At 63.4% G+C, this 18,380-nt stretch carries 20 protein-coding genes and 1 pseudogene; 4 read left to right on the top strand and 17 right to left on the bottom strand.

Annotated elements, in window-relative coordinates; translation table 11 throughout:
- Nucleotides 1-31: 31 nt before the first annotated feature.
- The 6 genes from ACPW74_RS11800 to ACPW74_RS11775 form a co-directional block, all read right to left on the bottom strand.
- Nucleotides 32-871: a cobalamin-binding protein gene (locus ACPW74_RS11800; RefSeq protein WP_049636136.1), complete on the bottom strand. Its 840-nt coding sequence runs from the start codon at nt 869-871 to the stop codon at nt 32-34.
- Entirely contained in the window at nt 864-1,796 is a 933-nt protein-coding gene (locus ACPW74_RS11795; protein ID WP_049636150.1) for a cobalamin biosynthesis protein CobD/CbiB, read from the bottom strand. The genes ACPW74_RS11800 and ACPW74_RS11795 overlap by 8 nt, the downstream gene beginning before the upstream one ends.
- A gap of 26 nt (nt 1,797-1,822) precedes the next feature.
- The gene (gene mtnN / locus ACPW74_RS11790; protein WP_010674306.1) at nt 1,823-2,515 is read right to left on the bottom strand and encodes a 5'-methylthioadenosine/S-adenosylhomocysteine nucleosidase; all 693 of its coding nucleotides are present in this window, start codon (nt 2,513-2,515) and stop codon (nt 1,823-1,825) included.
- Between the two features lie 100 nt (nt 2,516-2,615).
- The gene (locus ACPW74_RS11785) at nt 2,616-3,374 is read right to left on the bottom strand and encodes a substrate-binding periplasmic protein (RefSeq protein ID WP_049636135.1); all 759 of its coding nucleotides are present in this window, start codon (nt 3,372-3,374) and stop codon (nt 2,616-2,618) included.
- A 141-nt stretch (nt 3,375-3,515) separates the two neighbouring features.
- Nucleotides 3,516-3,659 (bottom strand): hypothetical protein, encoded by a 144-nt coding sequence (locus ACPW74_RS11780; RefSeq protein ID WP_371174757.1) that lies wholly within the window; start codon nt 3,657-3,659, stop codon nt 3,516-3,518.
- A complete protein-coding gene (locus ACPW74_RS11775; protein ID WP_041215435.1) occupies nt 3,656-4,585 on the bottom strand; it encodes a ZIP family metal transporter in 930 nt (309 codons plus the stop codon). The genes ACPW74_RS11780 and ACPW74_RS11775 overlap by 4 nt, the downstream gene beginning before the upstream one ends.
- A gap of 295 nt (nt 4,586-4,880) precedes the next feature.
- Between ACPW74_RS11775 and ACPW74_RS11770 the strand changes: the two genes are divergently transcribed.
- Nucleotides 4,881-6,512, top strand: a complete 1,632-nt coding sequence (locus ACPW74_RS11770; RefSeq protein WP_049636134.1) for a methyl-accepting chemotaxis protein — start codon at nt 4,881-4,883, stop codon at nt 6,510-6,512.
- Between the two features lie 69 nt (nt 6,513-6,581).
- Here ACPW74_RS11770 and gloA read toward each other — a convergent pair whose 3' ends face one another.
- The 9 genes from gloA to ACPW74_RS11725 all read right to left on the bottom strand — a co-directional run bounded on the left by gloA (nt 6,582) and on the right by ACPW74_RS11725 (nt 15,240).
- The gene (gloA, locus tag ACPW74_RS11765; protein ID WP_010674310.1) at nt 6,582-6,989 is read right to left on the bottom strand and encodes a lactoylglutathione lyase; all 408 of its coding nucleotides are present in this window, start codon (nt 6,987-6,989) and stop codon (nt 6,582-6,584) included.
- 77 nt (nt 6,990-7,066) lie between these two features.
- Nucleotides 7,067-7,708: an endonuclease III gene (gene nth, locus ACPW74_RS11760; protein ID WP_005302279.1), complete on the bottom strand. Its 642-nt coding sequence runs from the start codon at nt 7,706-7,708 to the stop codon at nt 7,067-7,069.
- A gap of 14 nt (nt 7,709-7,722) precedes the next feature.
- The gene (locus tag ACPW74_RS11755) at nt 7,723-8,481 is read right to left on the bottom strand and encodes an electron transport complex subunit E (RefSeq protein ID WP_049636133.1); all 759 of its coding nucleotides are present in this window, start codon (nt 8,479-8,481) and stop codon (nt 7,723-7,725) included.
- Between the two features lie 16 nt (nt 8,482-8,497).
- The gene (gene rsxG / locus ACPW74_RS11750) at nt 8,498-9,130 is read right to left on the bottom strand and encodes an electron transport complex subunit RsxG (RefSeq protein ID WP_425858103.1); all 633 of its coding nucleotides are present in this window, start codon (nt 9,128-9,130) and stop codon (nt 8,498-8,500) included.
- A 43-nt stretch (nt 9,131-9,173) separates the two neighbouring features.
- Nucleotides 9,174-10,226, bottom strand: a complete 1,053-nt coding sequence (gene rsxD / locus ACPW74_RS11745; RefSeq protein ID WP_010674314.1) for an electron transport complex subunit RsxD — start codon at nt 10,224-10,226, stop codon at nt 9,174-9,176.
- 3 nt (nt 10,227-10,229) lie between these two features.
- The gene (gene rsxC / locus ACPW74_RS11740) at nt 10,230-12,695 is read right to left on the bottom strand and encodes an electron transport complex subunit RsxC (RefSeq protein ID WP_244081166.1); all 2,466 of its coding nucleotides are present in this window, start codon (nt 12,693-12,695) and stop codon (nt 10,230-10,232) included.
- 14 nt (nt 12,696-12,709) lie between these two features.
- On the bottom strand, nt 12,710-13,276 hold the full coding sequence (gene rsxB / locus ACPW74_RS11735) for an electron transport complex subunit RsxB (RefSeq protein WP_049636131.1): 567 nt from the start codon (nt 13,274-13,276) through the stop codon (nt 12,710-12,712).
- Nucleotides 13,277-13,280: 4 nt separating this feature from the next.
- Nucleotides 13,281-13,862 (bottom strand): electron transport complex subunit RsxA, encoded by a 582-nt coding sequence (gene rsxA / locus ACPW74_RS11730; protein WP_049636130.1) that lies wholly within the window; start codon nt 13,860-13,862, stop codon nt 13,281-13,283.
- Between the two features lie 151 nt (nt 13,863-14,013).
- Nucleotides 14,014-15,240: an RNA-guided endonuclease InsQ/TnpB family protein gene (locus ACPW74_RS11725; protein ID WP_021141234.1), complete on the bottom strand. Its 1,227-nt coding sequence runs from the start codon at nt 15,238-15,240 to the stop codon at nt 14,014-14,016.
- A 57-nt stretch (nt 15,241-15,297) separates the two neighbouring features.
- Here ACPW74_RS11725 and tnpA point away from each other — a divergent pair, with 57 nt between their 5' ends.
- The 3 genes from tnpA to ACPW74_RS11710 all read left to right on the top strand — a co-directional run bounded on the left by tnpA (nt 15,298) and on the right by ACPW74_RS11710 (nt 16,927).
- Nucleotides 15,298-15,702, top strand: a complete 405-nt coding sequence (gene tnpA, locus ACPW74_RS11720; protein WP_104452764.1) for an IS200/IS605 family transposase — start codon at nt 15,298-15,300, stop codon at nt 15,700-15,702.
- Nucleotides 15,703-15,771: 69 nt separating this feature from the next.
- Complete coding sequence (locus ACPW74_RS11715; RefSeq protein ID WP_049636405.1) at nt 15,772-16,668, top strand: DMT family transporter; 897 nt, start codon at nt 15,772-15,774, stop codon at nt 16,666-16,668.
- A gap of 61 nt (nt 16,669-16,729) precedes the next feature.
- Nucleotides 16,730-16,927 (top strand): hypothetical protein, encoded by a 198-nt coding sequence (locus tag ACPW74_RS11710; RefSeq protein ID WP_039038678.1) that lies wholly within the window; start codon nt 16,730-16,732, stop codon nt 16,925-16,927.
- A gap of 72 nt (nt 16,928-16,999) precedes the next feature.
- Here ACPW74_RS11710 and ACPW74_RS11705 read toward each other — a convergent pair whose 3' ends face one another.
- Together ACPW74_RS11705 and ACPW74_RS11700 are read right to left on the bottom strand one after the other, a co-directional pair.
- Nucleotides 17,000-17,431 (bottom strand): methyl-accepting chemotaxis protein, encoded by a 432-nt coding sequence (locus ACPW74_RS11705; RefSeq protein WP_256094419.1) that lies wholly within the window; start codon nt 17,429-17,431, stop codon nt 17,000-17,002.
- Nucleotides 17,432-17,539: 108 nt separating this feature from the next.
- A pseudogene (locus tag ACPW74_RS11700) lies at nt 17,540-18,298 on the bottom strand (PAS domain-containing protein); the annotation flags it as partial.
- Between the last annotated feature and the right edge of the window lie 82 nt (nt 18,299-18,380).

Below are 18,380 nucleotides of genomic sequence, written 5' to 3'. Positions count from 1 at the left end.
GGGAGAGAGCATCGCCGTGACGCAGGCGCCATCAAGGAGTTGGCGTGCTGGTCCCGGCGATCGCCTCGCATATCTGCTCCACCGCGTTGAGGGCGCGGGGGGTGAAGCGATGCAGTTCATCGGCGTTGATGAGGGCGAGCCGTTGGTGTTTGACGGCGTCCAGCATGGGCCACTGCCGCCAGTGATCCAGCACGGAAGGATCCCGGCCGCCAGCCAGGATGAGCCCGGGATTGGCCTTGATCACCTGCTCCAGCCCGACCTGGGGGTAGGCTGCTCCCGTCGTCGCCATGATGTTGCGTCCGCCGCAGAGGGTGATGGCCTGCCCCGGCCAGGTCGAATTATTGACGCTGGTGAGCGGCGGGTACCAGAGCTGATAGAAGACAGACAGGGGCTTGGGCTCGCCGTAGCGCGCCGCCAGGGCGTCGAGCCGGGTCAGATAGGCGCGGGCTTGCTCGTCGGCTCTGGGCGTGAGCCCGAGAAGGTGCCCCAGGCTGCGCATCTCGGTGGCCAGGGAGGCAAAGTCGGTGGGCTCCGAGTAGAAGACGGGAATGCCGAGGCGCTCGACCGGGCCCAGCATGCGTGCCTGGGCGGAGCGCCAGGCCACTACCAGATCCGGCTTCTGGGCCAGCAGCGCCTCGAGGTTGATGCTGCGATAGTTGGCCACCCGGGGGAGGTTGGTCACCTCGGCGGGGTAATCGGAGGCATCGTCGGTGGCGACCACGCGATCCCCGGCGCCGATATCGAACAGCAGTTCCGTCAGATGGGGAGTGAGGCTCACGATGCGCTGCGGCGGGGTGGCCATGGCGCACAGTGAGGTGCCCAGCAGGCAGACAAACAGGCCCAGGGCACGAAGGGAAACGCGATCAGCCATGATTGAGCGCCATCCATGTCAGGAGCAGCGAGAGCCCGAGCCAGCCCCAGCCGGTCAGTTGCAGACGCTGCAGCAGGCGCAGGGGCAGGTTGGCATCGGGTTCGCGCCCCTCATCAAATACCGGAAAGCGCACCAGCTGGCCCTGATAGTAGCGGGGGCCGCCGAGTCGGCTGCCCGTCGCCCGGGCCAGCAGCGCGAGCAGGACCCCCATGGCGGGATGGGGCCAATGCAGCGCAGGCCGCACTCTGTTGCCCAGCCCGCGCACCTGGGTCAGGCACAGGGGAAGCGCCAGCAGCAGGATGGCGGGGGCGCAGAAACCCTGATAGAGCGCCGCAGCCGGGCGGCCGAAGTGGACGAACGCGTTCTGCTTAGGGTTCCACGCCAGATGGGTCAACTGGGCGAGCCGCACCAGCAGGGCACCCTGTACCCCGGCCAGGGCGAAGCCCAGCAGGGGGGCGGCCCACTGACCCACGAGGCGCAGTACGCAGGTCTCGCTCACCGCCTTGTTCAACCCCATCACCGAGAGCTTGCCGGTTTCCCGCTTGAGCCAGGGGGCGACCTGCAGCCTCGCCACGACCAGCGTCTCCTGGGTCGCCAGGGACTGGTTCGCCTGGGCGAGTTCACGCAGGGGCCTTGATTCGAGCATCAGCAGCAGGAACAGGAGGTCGAACAGGGGCTCGGACAGGGAGAGATTGCGCACCGCCCAGAGACCGGCTGCGCAGGGCACCCAGACCACCAGCAGGGCAAGGAGCCCGGCCTGGCTCTGCTGGCGCGGTGTGCCGTCGGGGCGATAGACCTTCTGGCCGAGGCGGGTGAGCAGAGGCACGGCTGCGCCGGGTCGAAAGCGTGCGGGCCAGGGCAGCAGGGCCTCCAGCAGGGCGGCCCCCACCATGATGGCCGCCGTCGTGGAGGCGAGGGCGGTCATCAGAGCATCCCAGGAGGGGGCGTCGATCACAGCTTGCCGAGCAGCGCGATGATCACTTCGGCGGAGTGTTGACCCGCCACCTCGATGAAGGCATCGAAGGATTCCACCTGCTCCTTGCCGGCGATGTCCGACATGGCCCGTACCACCAGATAGGGCACCTTGAACATGTGGCACACCTGGCCGATGGCGGCCCCTTCCATCTCCACCGCCAGCATCTGCGGGAAGTCGGCACGGGCTTTCGCGATGGCGTCCGGCTTGCACATGAACTGATCGCCGGTGCAGATGAGCCCGACCTTGGTCTGGTGCTTGCCTTGCTCGGCAATGCAGGCCTGTGCCAGGGCGATGAGTTTTTCGTCGCAGGGGAAGGCTGCGGGCTGCTGGGCCATCTGGCCCATCTCGTAGCCGAAGGCGGTCACGTCCACGTCGTGGAAGCGCATCTCGCTCGCGATGACCACGTCACCGATGTGCAGATCCTGGGCGAAGCCGCCGGCAGAACCGGTGTTGATGACGCAATCGGGAGCGAACTTCTCCAGCAGCAGGCTGGTGGCGACGCTGGCGGCGACCTTGCCGATGCCGGAGCGGGTCAGGATCACCTCTTTACCGGCCAACTTGCCCTGATAGAACTCGCAGCCGCCCAGTTGCAGGGTGGTGGGCTCGCTCAGCTGGCTGCGCAGCAGGGCCACTTCCTGCTCCATGGCGCCGATAATACCTACTTTCATCATCTACCTCGTCTCGATGGCCGCTGGGCCGAAAAAGTTGGCGTGGATGATAGCAAAACTTGGCGGTGGCGCCGAGCATTGCGATGGTGCGGATGGGGGGTCAGGGGTAGCGTCTGGCCAGGGCGGCCAGTGCACCACTGTCTGCGAGCCGTTGCAGGGTGTTGGCGAACAGGGTCAGGCGTTCGGGGGCACTGTGGCGATGGAACAGGATGTAGAAGGGAGTCTCTTCCATCACGGTGGGGAGGATGCGGATCTTGTCGGCCAGACCCTGTTCGCGCAAGTCGGACTCAAACCCCGGGGAGCGGTAGTAGACGAAACGGCCGCGCTTCATCAACAACTTCTCGTAGTTGGCCTGGTTGCTGATCCCGCCGATGTCGATGATGAGGCCGCCGATGTCCTGGAGCCGGGCGATAGCACCGCTGCCATGGTTGATGAGGATGATGCCCGCCTGGCCGAGGGCCCTGACATCCTGCCAGCTGCGTATCTCGACGGGATCGTCACGGCGCACCGCCAGGTGGTAGTGCACCGTGAAGATGGCGGGGGTCAGGACGATGAAGTGACCCCGCCTGGCCGGGCTCTCTCCCACGCCGCAGATGAAGTCCAGCTGGCCGTGCTGCACCTTCTTTTCCAGCCGTCGCAGCGGCAGGAAGCGCTGATCTCCCTCAATGCGAAGGGCAGGCTCCCTCGCTTCCATGAGCCGGAAGAGATCGACGCAGATCCCGCCGACATGCCCGTCGGGGAGCGTCACGTACTTGGGGGACGACGCCTGTTGCGCGGCCGTATGAAAGACCTCGGTGGCGCCAATGGCCCTGGCGGTGAGGACAAGCAGACACAGCAGCAGGATTATCCTGAGGGTCATCCGGGCAGGCTTCCGATGGGATTCAGGCGCCGTACATCAACCAGTCAAAGGGCGCCGGGGGCTCAACATTAGGCGATTTCCCCCTCTTATTTCAAGGGTTCGTGCTGTCGTCACCGGGCGCACGGGGCTTGAGGGGGGTGATCAGCCGAGTGCGGTGTCGAGGGTCATCATCAGGGCGAAGCCCGCCATGAGCCCCAGGGTGGCGTGGGTCTGGTGGCCGTTGCGATGGGTTTCCGGGATCACTTCGTGGGAGACCACGGGTTGCATGGGGCATCGGCGTTTCATCCCAGGGCTGTATCCAGCGTCATCATCAGAGCGAAGCCTGCCATCAGGCCCAGGGTGGCGTGGGTCTGGTGGCCGTTGCGGTGGGTTTCCGGGATCACTTCGTGGGAGACCACAAACAGCATGGCACCGGCTGCGAGCCCGAGGCCGATGGGGTAGGCGATGGCCATGCCGCTGGCGAGTCCGACCCCGAGCAGGGCGCCGAGCGGTTCCAGCAGGCCGCTGCCGATGGCGACCAGCACGGCCACCGGCGGGCGAAAACCGGCTGCGCACATGGCCAGCGCCACCGCCAGCCCTTCGGGAATGTCCTGCAGGGCAATGGCGGTCGTGAGGGGCAGTCCCACCGTCATGTCTCCCTGGGAGAAGCTGACCCCGATGGCCATGCCTTCGGGCAGGTTGTGCAGGGCGATGGCGAAGACGAACAGCCAGACCCGTGAGCAGCTCTCATGGCCGGGACCACAGGGGCCGGTCTTGTCGTGTTCGTGAGGGGTGAATTGATCCAGTCCCAGCATCAGCAGCACCCCGAGGGTCATGCCGGCCACCACCACGGCGGCGGCGAGGAAGCCGTCATCCGTGATCCCCTCGGCGGCCTCGAGCCCCGGCAGCAGCAGGGAGAAGGCGCTCGCCGCCAGCATCATGCCGGCGGCGAACCCCAGCATGGCATCTTCCACCCGTTGGGGAACGGCGCGCAGGAACAGGGCAGGCAGGGCGCCCAGCGCCGTGGCGGCAAAACCCGCAGCGCCGCCGATGAGGCCATAGCGTACCCCGGGCGTGATCTCTCCTGCTGCCAGCATGACGAGACTCTGCACCAGGAGCAGCAGCACGGCGACCAGGGCGAGCAGCAGCCCCAGGGCGATGAGGGGGCGATCCGCTATCTGCTCGCGCAGTTGGACAGACCAGGAAGGGGAGAGGGTCGATACGTTGTCCATGGGGCCTCTGAAGACAGGAATGGGGAGAGACGAGCGACCATTACATAACCTGGCCCCTGCTTTGTCCATGACGGCGGACCGATTGTGGCAATCGGCTCAAGTTTTGCGTCGAGCTGGTCGCTCCTGTGCTGGCAGCCTCGTGGCGGGCACAAGGCCCGGCGTGGGGCGAGCGGGAAGCAAGGGATCCCCTCTCTTCGCTCCCATCGTCATTTCCCGTCAGGAGTCTCGGGTCACCGCTTACACGGATGTGATCATTGTGTCACTGCACACCTGCAGTCGAGGATCACCAGCCAACATGTCTTACAAGCATCTCTCCATCGGCAAGAAGATTGCCGCCGTCTTTGCGGTCATTGCCGTCATCAACGCCGTCTTCGGCCTGTTTCTCGCCACCGAACTGCGGGACATTCGGGATCGGGTATTGAACTTCACCGACTCCACCCTGCCAAGTGTGCTCTCGGTGGACAACCTGCTCTACGACGTCTCCTATGTGCGCCGTGCCCAGTTTGCCCTGCTGATGGTGGAAGATGCCGTCGACAGGCAGGTTCGCCGCGCCCGCATCCAGGAGAGCCTGGGCAAGGTGCAGCAGGTCATGGATGCCTACGAGGCAACCGTGGGGGCCGAGCATGAGCGTCAGGCCTTCAACCGCGTCAAGCAGCAGTGGCTGCAATATCTGGGGGCCGTCAACCAGGTGGATGCCCTGTTGTTCCAGGGGCGCAGGGATGAGGCCAGGGAGGCGCTGTTTCGCTCGAACGGGCTCTACACCGAGCTGGAGCTGGCGGTGCGTGCCCTGGTGAAGGTGAATCTTGGCTTTGTGGAAGAGAACCGTGGCAGCCTGCTTGGCAGCGTCACCATGGTGATGACCTTTGCCGTGGTGAGCATCGCGACCCTGCTGATCTTCATGGGGGTCATGACCTGGTTCCTCACCCGCCAGATCTGCCTGCCCCTGCAAGCCGTGGTGGCCCAGGCCAATGCCATCGCCCTGGGGGATCTGACCCATCGGCTGGATCGCCAGCACATCGGGCAGGACGAACTGGGGATGCTGGCCAGCGCCTCCCTCAAGATGCAGGACAACCTGCGTGGGCTCATCGAGGAGGTGGCCGCCGCCGTGACCCAGCTGGGAGCCGCCATCGAGGAGGTGAGCGCGGTCTCGGAGCAATCATCCCAGGGGATCCAGAGCCAGCAGCAGGAGATAGCCCAGGTCGCCACCGCCATGGCCCAGATGAAGGCGACGGTAGCGGATGTGGCGGGCAACACCGAGGTGGCCTCGGAGTCGGCAAGCTCCGCCAATGCCCTGGCTCGCCGCGGCAGTCAGGATGTGCAGGGGGCACTGGATGCCATCACCCGGGTGGCCGGTGAGATGGAGCAGGCGGGCAACCTGGTGAGTGAACTGGAGAAAGAGTCCGCCCAGATCAACCTGGTGGTGGATGTCATTCGCGGCATTGCCGACCAGACCAACCTGCTGGCACTCAATGCCGCCATCGAGGCGGCCCGTGCCGGTGAGCAGGGGCGCGGCTTTGCGGTGGTGGCCGACGAGGTGCGCACCCTGGCGGGGCGTACCCAGGCCTCCACCGGCGAAATCGTCGCCATCATCGAGACCCTGCAGGCCCGTGCCAATCGGGCGAAGTCGGTGACCGGCCAGAGTTGCGAGATGATCCGTCAGTGCGTGAGCCAGAGTGAACGCACCAGTGCGGGCATTCGTCAGATTGAAGAGGCGGTGGCCCAGATAGCCGACATGGCGATCCAGATTGCCAGTGCCTGTGGCGAGCAGGATGCGGTCTCCGATGAGCTGGGCCGCAACGTGGCGCACATCAACGACTCCTCCAACGAGGTCGCGACCGGCGCGGATCACACCGCCAAAGCCTGTCTGGAGCTGAGCCAGCTGGCGGCGGGTCTGCGCCAAAGCATGGGGCGCTTCCGCCTGGCCTGACGGTGGCCGCAGCCAATGAAAACGGGGCCCTGGGCCCCGTTGTTTTTCTGACCGCCAGGCGGCGTGGGCTCAGGCTCCCAGGCCGGTACCGGCGTCTTTCTTGGCAATCAGCTCAATCTTGTAGCCGTCCGGGTCTTCCACGAAGGCGATGACGGTGGTGCCGCCCTTGACCGGGCCCGGTTCGCGGGTGATCTTGGCGCCGGCGGCGCGCAGCGCCTCGCAGGTGGCATAGATGTCGTCCGCTTCCAGGGCGATGTGACCATAGGCGGAACCGAGCTCGTACTCGCTCACCCCCCAGTTGTAGGTGAGCTCGATGACGGCTTCATCCTTCTCGTCGCCGTAGCCGACGAAGGCCAGGGTGTACTTGTATTCGCTGTTCTCGCTCTTGCGCAGCAGTGTCATGCCCAGCACTCGGGTGTAGAAGTCGATGGAACGTTGCAGATCGCCGACGCGCAACATGGTATGCAGAATTCTCATTGCTCAATTCTCCGGGTTGGTGGATTGGTACTGCCTTGAATCCATGGCCCGAGACCGGATCCGCAGAGGCCTGCAGATCAACTCTCGGGATAGACCTTCTCTTTGTATTCGCACAAATCTTCGATGATGCAGGAGCCGCAGCGGGGCTTGCGGGCGAGACAGGTGTAGCGCCCGTGCAGGATGAGCCAGTGGTGCACGTCCAGCTTGAACTCGGCGGGGACCACCTTGAGCAGCTTCTCCTCCACCTGATCGACGTTCTTGCCCACGGCAAAGCCGGTGCGGTTGGAGACCCGGAAGATATGGGTGTCGACGGCGATGGTGGGCCAGCCGAAGGCGGTGTTGAGCACCACGTTGGCCGTCTTGCGGCCGACGCCGGGCAGGGCCTCGAGGGCCTCGCGATTCTCCGGCACCTCGCCGCCGTGGCGCTCCAGCAAAATGGCGCAGGTCTTGATGACGTTCTCGGCCTTGGTGTTGAAGAGGCCGATGGTCTTGATGTACTCCTTGACCCCGTCCACCCCCAGATCCAGCATGGCCTGGGGGGTGTTGGCCACCGGATAGAGCTTGTCGGTGGCCTTGTTGACGCTGACATCGGTGGCCTGGGCCGAGAGCAGCACGGCGATGAGCAGCTCGAAGGGCGTGGTGAAGTTGAGCTCTGTGGTGGGATGGGGGTTGTCATCGCGCAACCGCTCCAGGATCAGCCTGCGTTTCTGGTTGTTCATGGCTCTCTCTTGTCTCAGAGCTGGGTAGTGCGGGCGCCCACCGCCGGCACGGTGCAGTGGGCCTTCTCGGCACTCTGCTTGCGGCCCATCCAGTCGTTGATGGCGTTTTTGCCGGCGATCATCAAACCGAGGCCGATGAAGCCGCCGGGGGGCAGGATCGCCAGCAGCAGGCTGGCGTCGGCGTGGAACAGCTCGACGCGCAATGACTTGGCCCAGTCACCCAGCAGCAGCTCGGCACCGTCAAACAGGGTGCCCATGCCGATGATCTCGCGAAGGCCCCCCAGTACCAGCAGCACCAGGGTAAAGCCCAGCCCCATCATGAAGGCGTCGAGGGCGGCAAGCAGGGGCGGGTTCTTGGAGGCATAGGCTTCGGCGCGGCCGATGATGACGCAGTTGGTGACGATGAGAGCGATGAAGATGCCGAGCGCCTGATAGAGGCCGTAGGTGTAGGCGTTCATCAACAGCTGCACGCTGGTCACCAGGGCCGCGATGATCATCACGTAGACCGGGATGCGGATATCCTTGGGCACCCAGTTGCGCACCAGGGAGACGGCGAGGTTGGAGCAGACCAGTACCACCATGGTGGCAAGGCCGAGCCCCAACGCATTGGTAAAGGTGGAGGAGACCGCCAGGGTGGGGCAGAGCCCCAGCACCTGCACCAGGGAGGGGTTGTTCTTCCACAGTCCCTGCAGCATCAGCTCCTTGAGCTCTTCGCGGCGGCCACTTTCCCCGGCGGGTTGGCTGGCCGTGTCAATCACGTCGACTTGTTCCATAGCGTGTGCTCCGGCGTTAGGGGTTGGTATGGCAGGAGGGGGCATCGTGCAGCAGTTCGGGGTGCTCCTGTTGCAGCCTCAGCAAATTTTTCACCGCCTTGACCACGGCCCGCGGGGTGATGGTTGCCCCGGTGAAGGCGTCGAATTCGCCGCCATCCTTCTTCACCGCCCAGGTGGCGTCGTTGTCGGCCGTGAGGGACTTGCCGGTGAAGCTGTCGATCCAGCTGGATTTCTTCAGCTCTATCTTGTCACCAAGCCCCGGGGTTTCCTTGTGGGTCAGCACCCTGACCGCGCTGACGGCCCCCTTGGCATCGGTGCCGACCACCATGCGAATGGCTCCACTGTAACCATCGGGGGCTACGGTTTCCAGCGCGTAGCCGGTATGCACCCCCTTGAGGGTGGCGGTATAGAGGGGCATGGGCTCATCGCTGCCCAGGTATTCCCGGCTGCTGACCAGCTTGCAACTGGCCACCAGATCGTTGTCATAACTCCCCTCGGGCAGCAGGGCCTGCAGGGTGCGCAGCTTCTCCAGCTCTTGCTGGTGGGCGATGCGATCCCGGGTCAGTTCGTTGGTCAGCACCACCATGGCGGTGCAGCCGAGGGCAAAGAGGGCCAGGGTCAGGCCATTCTTGCGCATGCTTTTCAACATGGGAGGCTCCCTGTCTCGCGTCTGCGGCAATTCAGATGTGGGTTCATTTGCGACGGGCTCCATAGACCTTGGGGCGGGTCAGACTGTCAATCAGGGGAACGCACAGGTTGGCCAGCAACACGGCGAAGGCGAAGGCATCCGGATAGCCGCCAAAACGGCGGATGACATAGACCAGCACGCCGATGAGCACACCGTAGACGAGGCGCCCCTTTGCGGTGGTGCTGGCACTCACCGGATCGGTGGCGATGAAGAAGGCCCCGAGCATGGTGGCACCGCTGAACAGGTGCAGCATGGGGGTGGCGGTGGCATCCGGGGTGGCCAGATAGCCCAGGGTGGCAGCGAGCAGCAATGCGCCCAGCACGGCAGTCGGAATGCGCCAGTTGATCACTTTCTGCTGGAGCAGGAAGAGGCCTCCCAGCAGGTAGCCGAGGTTGACCCAGCTCCAGCCGATACCACCCCAGCCCTCGAAGACCTTGTGGGTCATCACTTCGGTGGCGGTCAGTCCCTGGGTCAGCCCGGTCTTTAAGGTATCCAACGGCGTGGCCATGGTCAGGCCATCCACCCCCTGCTTGAGCTGCAGCATGCTGTAGCCGTCGAGGCTGAAGCCGGTGAAGATCACCGAGGCCGCATCGGCGAAGCCGATGTCGTAGGCGGCGATGCTGGAGGGGGGCAGCCAGCTGGTCATCTGAACCGGGAAGGAGACCAGTAGCAGCACATAGGCCACCATGGCAGGATTGAACAGGTTCTGACCGAGCCCGCCATAGAGATGCTTGGCGATGATGATGGCGAACGCCGTGCCCAGCACCAGCATCCACCAGGGCAGCAGGGGGGGCAGGGAGAGACCGATGAGCACGGCGGTGAGCGCCGCGCTGCCATCCAGCAGGGCCGGTTTGACGGGGCGGCCGCGCAGGCGAAGGACCAGGGCCTCCGAACCCAGGGCCGTGACCAGCGCCAGCAGGATCTGGATCAGGGTCCCCCAGCCGAAGAACCAGGTCTGCGCAAGGAAGCCGGGCAGGCAGGCCAGGATCACCAGCACCATCAGGGTCTGGGTCTGTTTGCGGTTGTGGGCAAAAGGCGCACTCGCGATATTGAACATGGATCAGTGGCTCTTGTCGGTCGAAGGGGAGGAGGCGGCCTCGGCCGCCAGCTTCTTGGCTTTGGCCCGGGCGATGGCGGCGGCGATGGCCGCCTTCTTGGGGTCCACCTCTGCGGCGGGCTCGGATGCGGCGGCCAGGGCCTCAACGGCGTTATCGGTTGTGTTCACGGATGTCTTATCCGCGTCCACCGGCCCGTCACCTTGCGCCTGGGCGGCTTTTTTGGCCTTGGCCCGTGCGATGGCGGCGGCAATGGCCGCCTTCTTGGGGTCCACCTCGGCGGCGGGCTCGGATGCGGCGGCAGGGGCCTCAACGGCGTGTTCGGTTGTGTTCACGGATGTCTCACCTGCGACCACAGGCCCATCACCTTGCGCCTGGGCGGCTTTCTTGGCCTTGGCCCGGGCGATGGCGGCGGCAATGGCCGCCTTCTTGGGGTCCACTTCGGCGGCGGGCTCGGATGCGGCGGCCGGGGCCTCAACGGCGTGTTCGGTTGTGTTCACGGATGTCTCACCCGCGACCACAGGCCCATCACCTTGCGCCTGGGCGGCTTTCTTGGCCTTGGCCCGGGCGATGGCGGCGGCAATGGCCGCCTTCTTGGGGTCCACCTCGGCGGCGGGCTCGGATGCGGCGGCCGGGGCCTCAACGGCGTTATCGCTTGTGTTCACGGATGTTTTATCCGCATCCATCGGCGTGTCCCCTTGCGCCAGGGCGGCTTTCTTGGCCTTGGCCCGTGCCAGGGCGGCGGCGATGGCGGCTTTCTTGGGATCCAGCTCTGCCTTGGGATGTTGCTCCCCAGATGCCGGGGTGTCAGCCAGCCCATTGCCCTCGCCATTGGCGGCCTTGGCGGCACGACGGGCGATGGCCTCCTGCTTGCGCGCCTCTCTGGCGGCAATCATGGCGCCGTTGTCCGGTGCTGGCTCGCTGGTGCCTGCCTGGGTGGTCTCCTGCTTGGCCTTGAGGCGGGCGAGGGCAGCGGCGACGGGATCTTCTCCCCCCGCGGCCGTCATGGCCTGACGGCGCTGGGCTGCGGCCTCGGCGTGGCGGGCTTCGCGGGCCGCCTTCTCACGCTCGAAGCGAGCCTGCTTGGCCTCGAAGCGCTGCTTGGCACGTTCGGCCTTCTCGGCCTCGGCACGGGCCTCGCGGATGTCATCCTTGGCGATCTTGTAGTACTGCACCAGGGGGATTTCGCTCGGGCAGACCCAGGCACAGGCGCCGCACTCGATACAGTCAAAGAGGTTGAGCTTCTCGGCCTTGTCGTACTCCTTGACCCGGCTGTACCAGTAAAGCTCCTGGGGCAGCAGGGTGGCGGGGCAGGCATCGGCGCAGGCACTGCAACGGATGCAGGCCTGTTCCGGGCCGGGGGGCGGCAGCTCGGCGCGGGTGGGGGAGAGCAGGCAGTTGGTGGCCTTGACCACGGGGACCATGGCGTGGGGCAGGGTGAAGCCCATCATGGGGCCCCCCATGATGACCCGCTGATCCGCCTCCGGTTGCAGCTCGAAACGCTGGAGCAGCCAGCGTACCGGCGTGCCCAGACGCACCCAGGCATTGCCGGGTTTCTTGAAGGCGTCGCCGGTGAGGGTGACGATGCGCTCGATGAGCGGCTCCCCATCGATGATGGCGCGCTTGATGGCAAAGACGGTGGCGACGTTGAGCACCATGATGCCCATGTCCACCGCCCGGCCTCCCTTGGGCACCTGGCGTCCGGTGAGCAGCTCTATGGTCTGTTTGGCGCCGCCGGAGGGGTACTTGGTTGGTACCGACTTGACCAGCACGTCGGCGTCGCTGGCATGGCGGGTCAGGGCCTCGATGGCCGCCGGTTTGTTGTCTTCCACCCCGATCAGGGTGAGCTTGGGCTTGAGCAGGTGCTTGAGTACCCGGATGCCGTCCATGATCTCGTCGGCGTATTCCTGCATCAGACGGTCATCTGTGGTGATGTAGGGTTCGCACTCCAGCCCGTTGACGATGAGGATCTCGGTGAGCTGGCCACGGCCGTCGAGCTTGCTGTGGGTCGGGAAGACGGCGCCGCCGAGCCCGGCGATGCCGGCCTGCTGGATGCGCTCGAGCAACGCCCCCCGCTCCAGGTTCCAGTAGTCAGGCTGGGGTGTGCGCTCGCCCCAGGCATCGTCTCCGTCCGGGGTGAGGAGGATGCAGAGATCGTCAAGACCGGAGGGGTGCGCCACCGTGTGCTGCTCGATGGCGGTGATGGTGCCCGAGGTGGAAGCGTGCACCGGCACGATGCGTCCCTTGTCAAAACGGGTGAGGGGTTGCCCCTTCTTGACCTTGTCCCCCACCCGCACCAGCAGTTCGCCGGCCGGACCCGCGTGCTGGCGCACCGGAATGATGAGCTGTGGGGGAAGGCCCGCGTCAACGACGGGGGTCAGGCTGGACTGGTGCTTGTTCTCGGGGGGATGGATGCCGCCGTGAAAATCCCACAGAGTGCCGGCTTTGATGCGTTCGAGCAGATGCTGCATGGTTACTCCGCTGTTTATTCCACTATCTTGACCGGAATGGCGACCTTGGCCAGATCCCATTTCCAGTTGTCGACCGTGGTCGGCACCGGGATCATTTCGATACAGTCGGTCGGGCAGGGGTCGACGCAGAGGTCGCACCCGGTGCACTCGGCCTCGATGACGGTGTGCATCGCCTTGGTGGCACCCAGGATGGCGTCGACCGGACAGGCCTGGATGCACTTGGTGCAACCGATGCACATGTCTTCGTGAATGAAGGCCACCTTCTTGACGGGGATTGCCGCGTCTTCACCGCCGTCCAGAGACTGGGGCTCGACCCCCATCAGGTCGGCAATCTTGCGCATGGTGGCGTCGCCACCGGGCACGCACTTGTTGATCTTGTCGCCATTGGCCAGGGCTTCTGCGTAGGGTTTGCAGCCCGGGTAACCGCACTGGCCGCACTGGGTCTGGGGCAACAGAGCATCGAGCTGATCGACGATGGGATCGGCCTGCACATGAAACTTGACGGCGGCAAAGCCGAGAATGATGCCGAAGGCCAGGGCAAGCAGGGCCAGCACCAGAATGGCAAAGAGTATGTGAATCATAGCGTTATATCTTGATGAGGCCGGTAAAGCCCATGAAGGCCAGCGACATCAGGCCAGCGGTGACCATGGCGATGGAGACGCCACGAAACGGTGCCGGCACGTCGGCGGCCACCAGCCGCTCACGCATGGCGGCAAACAGGATCAGCACCAGGGAGAAGCCGACGGCGGCCCCGAAGCCGTAGATGATGCTCTGGATGAAGTTGTGGCGCTCGTTGATGCTGAGCAGCGCCACGCCGAGCACGGCACAGTTGGTGGTGATGAGCGGCAGGAAGATGCCGAGCAGGCGATAGAGGGTCGGGCTGCTCTTGCGGATCACCATCTCGGTGAACTGGACCACCACGGCGATCACCAGAATGAAGCCCAGGATGCGCAGGTAGGCGATCTCCAGCGGGATCAGGATGTAGTGCTCCATCAGATAGGAGCAGGCGCTGGCCAGCGTCATGACGAAGGTGGTGGCCAGACCCATGCCGATGGCGGTTTCCAGCTTGCCGGAGACACCCATGAAGGGGCAAAGGCCGAGGAACTTCACCAGCACGAAGTTGTTGATCAGCACGGTGCCGACCAGTAAAAGCAGGTACTCAGTCATTGAAGATGGGTTATCCGGTATGAAGGCGGCCGTATTATCTGATGTTAGGTGCCTTTAGACAACCGCAAGGCCGTATGGTTATTATTCGAATGCCCAATTCTTGACATCCTCCCCCACCTTAGCGCTTCGCGTCACAGGAGGGGGATTCCCATTACTGGGTGATAGCTGCTCGCGCAGTACCGGGTTCCTGCTTCATCGGGCGGCCTGATTGCACCACGCCTCCACAGGCTAAAACGGCGTGTCCCGCCGCTAAAATATTGCGAGCGCCGTTCACATCGGCGTTCGCCTCATAACCACACGCAGCGCATTTAAACTGGCTTTGCGTCTGGCGGTTATCCTTCGCAGTATGCCCACAACAGGCGCACTGCTGGCTCGTGTAGGCCGGGTTTATCGCCAACACCTGACCGCCTCGCCATGCCTGCTTATATTCGAGCTGGCGGCGCAGCTCAAACCAGCCCTGATCTAATATCGAACGATTCAGCCCTGATTTTGCCCGGACGTTGCGCCCCGGCTGGCTGGTCGTGCCCGCTGCTGATTTTGACATGCTGGCAACCTTCAAATCCTCAATGACGATCATCGCGTGGTTTTTGCTGATAGTCGTTGTGACCTTGTGAAGGTAATCGCGGCGGGTATTGGCGATATGTGAGTGCAGCCGCTGGATCTTGGCTTTTTGTTTCTTCCAGTTGCTGCTGAACTTTACCTTTTTGCTCAACTGGCGTTGGAGCCTTGCCAGCTTGGTCTGATTGGTTTTGAAGCTGTTGACGGGCTCAAACACCGTGCCATCTGACAGGGTTGCGAGCTTGGCGATCCCCGCATCTAGCCCGACCATTGAGCCGGAGGGGTGAATTGGCTCAAGCGTCTCCTGCTCGACCTGAAAGGAGATATACCAGTGCCCGGCTGCTTGGCTGACGGTCGCGTTTTTAATTTTCCCTTCAACTGGCTGGGACTGACGGAACTTGACCCACGCCAGCCCGGCAGGCAGCTTCACGCGACCCTTTTCAAGGCGGCAATACTTGTCGAAGTTGACGAACCGGATAGCGTCGCGGTTGTCGCTTTTTTTCTTGAATACGGGTGCCTTGGCGGCGAGTTTCTTATCAAAGCAGCGCATCCACGCGCCATGCAAATCCTTGAGCTTCTGCTGGAGGTTGTCGGTATATGCCTCGGCCAGAAAGGCCATTTCTGGGTCTTTCTTCCAACTGGTGAGCATCCTGTTCAGCTCAAAGGCAGAAGGCAGTTTTTCGCCAGCATCCAGAATGCGTTTGGTTTCTGCCAGCCCGTGATTCCAGACATAACGAGCACAACCGCCCAACTGGCGCAGGCGTTGCGCTTGTTGTTCGGTCGGTTCGAGTCGGAATTTGTAGGCTTTCAGAATTTGCATTTAGCGCTCAGTGTGTAGCATTATTGCCATATCTATTAAGCCCGATTGAGTGACAGAATGCAATTCACTAAAATTAATAAATCACGCCATTCGGCCTACGTTTTGCACGTACATTTGGTGTTTATCACCAAGTATCGAAAGCCGATATTGGGGGATCTTCATCACGCCTCCTTCAGTCAGTGTGCGGCAGAGGTTTGCAGAGATTTTGGTGCGGAACTGAAAGAGTGTGACGGAGAGGCTGATCATGTTCACATGCTGATAGAGTACGCGCCAACGGTGCAGCTATCGGTACTGGTGAACTCGTTAAAGGCGGTCACATCAAGGCGACTGCGTAATGAATTTCTGGACTTGAGAGGTGCTTACAGCAAACCCGTACTCTGGTCACGCTCTTACTTTGCGGGCTCTTGCGGCGGAGCACCGTTGGAGGTGATCAAGCAATACATTCAAAACCAGCGGGGCTGACGCCCCGGCGAAATTCCCCTCCCACCTACGTCGGAGGGAGTCCCCTTTCGCATTTAAGATGGAGGCATTGTGCGCCCTTTACCCGCCCTGACGCTGACCCTGGCCATGCTGCTCTGGTCCAGCTCCTTCATCGCCCTCAAACATGTGCTGGAAATCTGGTCCTTCGGTCAGGTGCTCTTCATGCGGATGGGGGTGGCGTCCTGTTGCTGGCTGCTCTGCTACCGCCAGCTTGGCCGCGTCACTTACCAGAAGGGGGATTGGCGCTGGTTGGCCCTGATGGGGGCGCTTGAGCCCTGCCTCTACTTTCTTCTTGAAGTCAACGCCCTGCGTTACACCAGTGCCGGCCAGGCCGGTATGGTCTGTGCCCTGCTTCCCCTGATGGTGGCTCTGGTGGCCTTCGTGCTGCTTGGAGAGCGGGTGAGTCGCCGCCAGCTGCTGGGCTTTGCCATCGCCATCGTTGGCATCGCCCTGCTGGGGTTGGGGGAGGGCGCAGACGAGTTCGCCCCCAACGCCCTGCTCGGCAACAGCCTGGAGATGGGCGCCATGCTCTGCGCCGCCACCTATTCCGTGGTATTCAAGAAGCTCTCCAGCCGCTACGGCGTGATGACACTGACAGCGTTGCAGGCCTTCGTCGGCATGCTCTTCTTCGCGCCCTTTGCCTTCAGTGCGCCCTGGCCCGCGAGCTGGGCCTGGCAGGACATGGGGGTCATCCTCTTCCTCGGCGCCTTCGTGACACTTGGTGCCTACCTGCTCTACAACTGGTCGGTGACCCAGGTGAAGGTGACCCTGGCGGCTGCCTATGTGAACCTCATACCGGTCTTTACCCTGCTGCTCGCCTATCTGCTGCTGGGAGAGACGCTCACTGCCCTGCAATGGGTGGCCTGTGCCGCCGTGCTGGCCGGCATCGGGGTGGGCCAACTGCCGTCCGGCAGGAAGCGTGCGCAGGCAGTCGCCACCGGGGGATGAGTCGCCGTCATTGGGCTACAGTCTGGGCAGGGAAACACGCTGTCTAAGAAGGAGCCGACCGATGAGCGACATGCACTTGCTGGCCGCGGCCAAAAGCCTGTTGAGCCATCCCCCCTTTACCCTGGCCGATGCCAGAGCCCTGGAGGCGCTGGAAGAGGAAGCTGTGGGGGAGGAGGGGCTCTGCATCGCCGCGCTATGGGACATCGCCCTCGCGCTGGCGGACGAGGAAGCCAGACACTATCTCCTGGGGGATGGCTGAGCGGGTGTCGGGTGGGCGGACAGCAATGACAACGGGGGGCCTGGGCCCCCCGTTGTCATTGGCAGCTGTCGCTCAGATGGAGAGGCTCTTGACGGTGTCCGACACCGAGTTGGCGTCCTCGATGATCTCCTTGATGACGTCGGCGATGATGGTGGCCTGCTCCTGACCTGCCACCGCCTTGTCGGAGACGACGGAGACGGTCTGGGTGATCTGGGAGGTGATCTCCGAGTTGTGCTTGATGACGGTGACGATCTCGCTGGTGGAGCTGGAAGTGCGCGCCGCCAGTTGCCTCACCTCGTCGGCCACGACCGCGAATCCCCGTCCCTGTTCCCCGGCGCGGGCCGCCTCGATGGCCGCGTTGAGGGCCAGCAGATTGGTCTGATCCGCGATGCCGCTGATGGTGGAGATGATGGATTCGATGCTCCTGGATTGCTGGTTGAGCTGCTCTATCTGTTTGCTGACCGCATTGACCGAGGTGTTGATGTGAGAGGAGGTGTCGAGCACCCTGTCGATGACCTCCCGCCCCCTGGCGGCGCTCGCGACGGTTTCGCTGGCGATGGCACACGCCTTCTGGGCCGCTTCCCGGGTGGAGATGGATTTCTCCACCCGCTCGGTGATGTCGCTCGCCAGCTTGATGATTTTGACCACCTTGCCCTCGTGGTTGAAGATGGGGTTGTAGGTGGCCTCCAGCCATATCTTCTCCCCCCGGTGACCCAGACGCATGAAAAGCCCGGACTTGATGTCACCCGAGCCGAGATCCTGCCAGAAATGGGGGTTGTTCTGGTAGAACTCGGTGTCACAGAAGAGACGATGATGCTTGCCGACCACCTCTTCCAGCCGGTAACCAAAGCAGTTGAGGAAATTCTGGTTGGCGGTGATGACGGTGCCATCGGGTTGGAAATCGATGACCGCCAGGGACTTGTCCAGGGCTGCCAGCAGGGCCTGGGTGCGCTCCAGGGTGGATTGCTGCTGGGTCACGTCGGAGGCGACCTTGGCGATCCGCACCACCTTGACGTCGATCACGATGGGGAAATAGGTCGCCTCCAGCCACACGGCCTTGCCGGATTTCGACTGGCGAATGAAGCGGCCGCTGCGGGAGACGCCGTGGCGCAGATCCTGCCACAAGGTCTCGTAATCCCGGGTATTGACGTCGTCGGGGAAGCAGAGGGTGCTGTGATGCTTGCCGATCACCTCGTCACGTTCAAATCCCACGATCTTGAGAAACAGCGCGTTGGCGAAGGTGACCACTCCCGCCGGGGTGAACTGGACGAAGGGGACCTGCAACTGGATAGCCTGTTCAAATGCCCCCAGCTCCACCACCCTTGCCGCTTGCTCACTGGCTTCCTTGCTTGCTTTTTGATTCCAGAACATGACAGCGCTCCTCCATGAGACCCTTGAATGGGATAACGACCAAATATGAGTAAATTAACAATAGCATTGCGTCCTGATGAGT

The organism is Aeromonas sp. INTO2 (genome assembly GCF_049860605.1).
GTDB lineage: Bacteria > Pseudomonadota > Gammaproteobacteria > Enterobacterales > Aeromonadaceae > Aeromonas > Aeromonas caviae.
This window is presented reverse-complemented; position numbering and strand designations above follow the sequence as displayed.